Source organism: Catenibacterium sp. CAG:290, from assembly GCF_000437715.1.
Classification (GTDB): Bacteria; Bacillota_I; Bacilli_A; order Erysipelotrichales; family Coprobacillaceae; genus Catenibacterium; species Catenibacterium mitsuoka_A.
In genome coordinates this window covers 1-4914 of the sequence record NZ_FR898872.1, presented here as the reverse complement: position 1 = coordinate 4914, position 4914 = coordinate 1, and the positions used below count along the sequence as shown (strand labels likewise).

Below are 4914 nucleotides of genomic sequence, written 5' to 3'. Positions count from 1 at the left end.
CTATTGCCTTCTCTTAAGGTAACACCCATATCAAAGCATATAATTCCTTTTACATGAGCCTTAATACAGTAATCAAGTATTCCTCTTAGGTTTTCTTCATTATCATTGATAAACGGAAGAATAGGTGTCAACCATACAATAGTAGGTATACCTTCCTTATAAAGCGTCAACAATGTTTCAAAGCGTTCTTTTGTAGTTGAAACGTTGGGCTCTAGTATTTTACATAGATCTTCATCATAAGTAGTCAAAGTCATCTGTATCACACATTTTGAATGTGTCTGGATAGATTTCAATACATCTAAATCTCTTAGTACACGTGATGATTTAGTAATGAGCGTAACTCCAAAACCATTTCTATCAATGATTTCTAATGCACCTCTTGTATACAACAATTGATCTTCTAAGGGAATATAAGGGTCCGTCATAGCCCCCATACCAATCATACAGGGTTTTCGTTTCTTTTTCAAAGAAGCATCTAAGAGTTCTAATGCATTCTCTTTAACTTCTATATCTTCAAACAAGTGATTCATATGATAACAATCACTTCTAGAATCACAATAGATACATCCATGCAGACATCCTCTATAGAGGTTCATTCCATTGCTGGAAGATAATATACCTTTAACCTTTTTATAATGCACTTTCTTTTCCTTTCTATGCAAATGCATCTATTTGTATAATGAATTTCTTTTAAAAAAATCATATAATAATGCTGGAAAGAGATTTCCCACTCTTTTCTACCCTTCGAGGTCAGCAACCATTCCCTTCTTAGCTGACCTTTTTATTTATTATTTACATAAAATTGGTTTATTCATTACCTTATATCAATATAATACAAGTGATGAAGATATGTGATCCCCACCATATTCTACATATATCACTTCATCAACTAGCAGCTATGCTGGTTTTTTTATATATTCTTCTATCTTTTCTTTATTTAATGATTCACCAATGACAATAATGATTTCCTGACCTTTCGCAATTGTTTCAGTAGTAATCTGATCTTTTGTCGCATTAAGTTCTATCCATAGATCATTTTCTGGTATAAAGCCTTTGATTCTAAATACTTTACCACACTCAGAATCATTAAAAATAGATTGAGTTGCATGAATCAACTCTTCTTTAGTAATTGCTTGATTCATAAAAAACATAGTAGAGAAAGCTTCTTCTTTCTTAAAGAACATCTTAATAAAGCCTTCTAATTCATAACCAGAATGAAGAATAGAATTAAAGTCATCATTATTGAGTGTTTCTAAATCTAAACAGTCTTCTTTATTAAATCTTCTTTTACATTTAATTAGAGACATTGTGTTATTTAAGTGTGTGATTGTGTTATTGATTTCTTCTTCTGTGGCTTCGCTAGAGCGACTAAGAATGATTTTACCTGCATCTGCAACCTGACAGCCTAGTAAGTAATCTGATTGCTTAGAAAGGCTATTTTCTAGCTTAGAATTCACTAAAGCAATCACATTACCAATCTCATACCACTTATCTAATGGTTCTTCGTGAAGAACATCAAAGAATTCATCTACATCATAAATACCTGATGGTTCTACTAATATTCTATCAAAACCTCTCATACCCATAGAAATGAGTTTTGTCTTAAAACGACGTCTATGACAGTCTAAATCTCCTCCACCAACAACCATTTCTAGTTCACATCGGTTACCTAATTCTTCTTCTAATACCATCATATCTACATTAATTGCACCAAAATCATTTTCCAATATTGCGATATGCAGTCCTTGATCAATTAAATATTTCGCATACTTCTTAATAAATGTTGTTTTACCTGATCCTAAAAAACCTGTAATTAAATCTACTTGTACCATAAGTTCACCTCTTGATTTTATTATATGTTGATATAATGTTTTGTCAAACAGTTCACATTAGTGACATATAATAGACATAGAATATTCTTTAGAAAGTATGTGTGAATTATGTCAAACTATGGACTTAACATGCCTATATGTTTGTGTTAGGATTCAGTTGAAAGGGGGCAGTGATTATGTGTACTGCTGCATGTTTTAAAGATAAGGATTGTTATTTTGGAAGGAATCTAGATTATGAGTTTTCTTATGGTGAACAGATTGTTGTAACACCTAGAAATTTTGAGTATGGTTTTAGATATACAGATGAACCATCTTACAAATATGCCATCATTGGAATGGCTCATGTCAGCGATGGATATCCATTATATTATGATGCAATGAATGAAAAAGGATTAGGTATGGCTGGACTCAACTTTGTAGGAAATGCATATTTTAATCCTGTAGTAGAGAATAAGACAAATGTTTGTTCTTTTGAGTTTATTCCTTGGATCTTATGTCAATGTGAAACTGTTGAGGAAGCGATTCATCTTATTAATGAAATGAATTTATGTGATACACCTTTTAGTGCTTCATTCCCACCTGCTTCACTTCATTATATGATCAGTGACTCAAATAAGACTATTACTGTAGAAATCATGAGAGATGGAGTACATATCTATGATAATCCTGTAGGTGTATTAACTAATAATCCACCTTTTGATAAACAGATGTTTAATTTAAATAATTATATGTATCTCTCTACTAAACAGCCTGAGAATACATTCTCAAAAGATGTAAACTTATCTACTTATAGTAGAGGTATGGGTTCTTTAGGGTTACCTGGTGATTTATCATCAGCATCTCGTTTTGTACGTGTTGCATTCACTAATATGAATGTAACTAAAGGATTAAATGAACAGGAAAATGTCAGTCAGTTCTTCCATATTCTTGGTTCAGTAGAACAACAAAAAGGACTATGTGAAGTAGCCGAAGGTAAATATGAATATACTATTTATACTTCTTGTTGTAATTTAAATAAGGGTATTTACTATTATTCAACTTATCATGGTCATACAATTAAAACTGTGGATATGCATAAAACAAATCTAGATAATAAAGATTTGACATGTTACCCAATGATTGATGAAGAAGTATTCTTCAATCAGAACTAAAAACAGACACTAGGAAACGCATTCCTAGTGCCTTTTAATTAACTAATCTTTTACATGTTTGAATAATTTACCTAATACAATAAGCAATAAACCAGCAGCACTCATCAACATAATCCAATGATTGATTCTTGTAGAATCTCCTGTCTTTACATTGGTACTAGGTGTATCAACACTTGTATTAGTAATAATATATTCTGTACTTTGTTCATTACTGCTTGAAGAAACAATACCCTTATATCCTTTTACATTCTTCTCTTTGATACTATAATTGATTGCTTGATCAGTCTTCCATGAATAAGCATAATTATTTTTTGCATCTAAAGTGATTGTTTCAACTAAAGCAGAACCATTATAGAGTTCTACCTCTATTTTTTCTGGATGTGTTAAACCCTTATCCACCCAACGCTTGACTATTTTATATTCATGAGAGGGATTTTTTGAATATTTAATAAAGTCAATAGATACATCATAATCAGTTCCCTGTGGTAAAGAAATAAGATAAGGTAAATAAGTATAGGTTGTACCATTTAATTCTAAATTATCAGCAGTAATAAGATAAAGACCTGTTTTAAGATTAGTATAACTCAATGTAGAAGAATTAGCTTTTTTAATAACGCCTTTTTGACTTGCAGCATAACCTTTTAAAGTCATAGCTGCATTTTTTAATTCTTCACTTGTTTCTAGCTTATTTAAATCAATTGTAGTATTTTCTGCTTCCTTAAAATCCTCGGTGTATTGATAACTGCCAACCTCATCAATACTCGCAACTTGATACAAATGAACATTCAATCCTGATAAACATTCATTAAGCGTCAACGAGCATTTCTTATTGACATCAACAGCAGCTACCTGGAATAAATTGAATACAGCAACTGATAATATAACTGTAAAACATAATATAATTTTCTTTAAGCTTTTATCCATAATAATTGCTGTCATCACCTTTCTTTATGTTTTTTTGATGTGAGATACCAGATAAATGCAATAATAATTGCAAGAGCGATCCAGAATATATCAAGAAGTACTGGGTCTGTTTTAACTAGATCTCTTCTAATTCTTAGATTTGTCTTATTAATACGATGACCTCTGACAAGTAGTCTATGGGTATTGACACCATAAGGTGTACAAGTCATAAGTGTACAATAGTCCTGTCCTTCCACAATCTTTAAATCATCTTTTTCTGTAGGAAGAACAGTTTTAATTTGATCGACCTCATAATAAAGAGTTTGATCCAATATCTGAAGCATGAATGTATCACCAGTTTTAAGCTGATCTATATCCGTAAAAAGCTGTGCACTTGGTAATCCTCTATGTCCAGATATAACACAATGAGTACTTTCTCCACCCACTGGTAAGGATGTACCTGGAATATGTCCTATCGCAATCTGTAAGATTTCAGCATCAGTTCCATGATAAATAGGAAGTGATACATTGATCTTAGGGATTTCTACATAACCCATCATACCAGTCGAAGTAACATCTAGAGTCTCATTGTATACTTTTTTCTCGTCATCATTTAAGGCATACATTGTATGTCTTAAATTTTTGTTGTATAAAGTGGCATCATTCCAGAGCTTTTCATACTGTTTTTCAGTCAGGTCTTCCACCTTTTCCTCATATCCAGCAATCGCCCTAGTCTGATGTCTTTGATTCCAATAATTACTAAAACTTGGATAAATAACTAGGGAGAGTCCTATAACGAATAGTAGCGCTATAATTACGTTTATGATTTTCTTTTTCATTATAGAACACTCCTCTTATTCTATTTTATTTATCTTCGGCTTTTTTCTGCATCACTAAGAATGCACCTGCAGCAAGAATCATAACTGCACCAGCAACATATAGAATTGTAGTACCCATACCACCTGTTTCAGGTAATGAGCTACCTGGTTTATTTACAACTTTTGTTGATAAAATACCAGAATCTTTAT

Annotated in this window: 6 protein-coding genes; 1 reads left to right on the top strand and 5 read right to left on the bottom strand. The window is 31.8% G+C overall.

The window, feature by feature from the left end; genetic code table 11:
- A partial coding sequence (locus QVO42_RS10375; RefSeq protein ID WP_288164387.1) for an SPL family radical SAM protein occupies positions 1 to 641 on the bottom strand: 641 nt, incomplete at its 3' end.
- A 255-nt stretch (positions 642 to 896) separates the two neighbouring features.
- Positions 897 to 1832, bottom strand: a complete 936-nt coding sequence (locus QVO42_RS10370; RefSeq protein WP_022426033.1) for a GTP-binding protein — start codon at positions 1830 to 1832, stop codon at positions 897 to 899.
- Between the two features lie 176 nt (positions 1833 to 2008).
- Here QVO42_RS10370 and bsh point away from each other — a divergent pair, with 176 nt between their 5' ends.
- Positions 2009 to 2983, top strand: a complete 975-nt coding sequence (gene bsh, locus QVO42_RS10365) for a choloylglycine hydrolase (RefSeq protein WP_022426032.1) — start codon at positions 2009 to 2011, stop codon at positions 2981 to 2983.
- A gap of 42 nt (positions 2984 to 3025) precedes the next feature.
- Here bsh and QVO42_RS10360 read toward each other — a convergent pair whose 3' ends face one another.
- Genes QVO42_RS10360 through QVO42_RS10510 form a run of 3 tightly spaced genes read right to left on the bottom strand, consistent with a single transcriptional unit; the run spans position 3026 to position 4900 of the window.
- On the bottom strand, positions 3026 to 3907 hold the full coding sequence (locus QVO42_RS10360; RefSeq protein ID WP_288164384.1) for a Cna B-type domain-containing protein: 882 nt from the start codon (positions 3905 to 3907) through the stop codon (positions 3026 to 3028).
- Positions 3908 to 3921: 14 nt separating this feature from the next.
- A complete protein-coding gene (locus QVO42_RS10355) occupies positions 3922 to 4725 on the bottom strand; it encodes a class C sortase (protein ID WP_022426030.1) in 804 nt (267 codons plus the stop codon).
- 25 nt (positions 4726 to 4750) lie between these two features.
- Complete coding sequence (locus QVO42_RS10510) at positions 4751 to 4900, bottom strand: LPXTG cell wall anchor domain-containing protein (protein WP_353867268.1); 150 nt, start codon at positions 4898 to 4900, stop codon at positions 4751 to 4753.
- Positions 4901 to 4914: the final 14 nt, after the last annotated feature.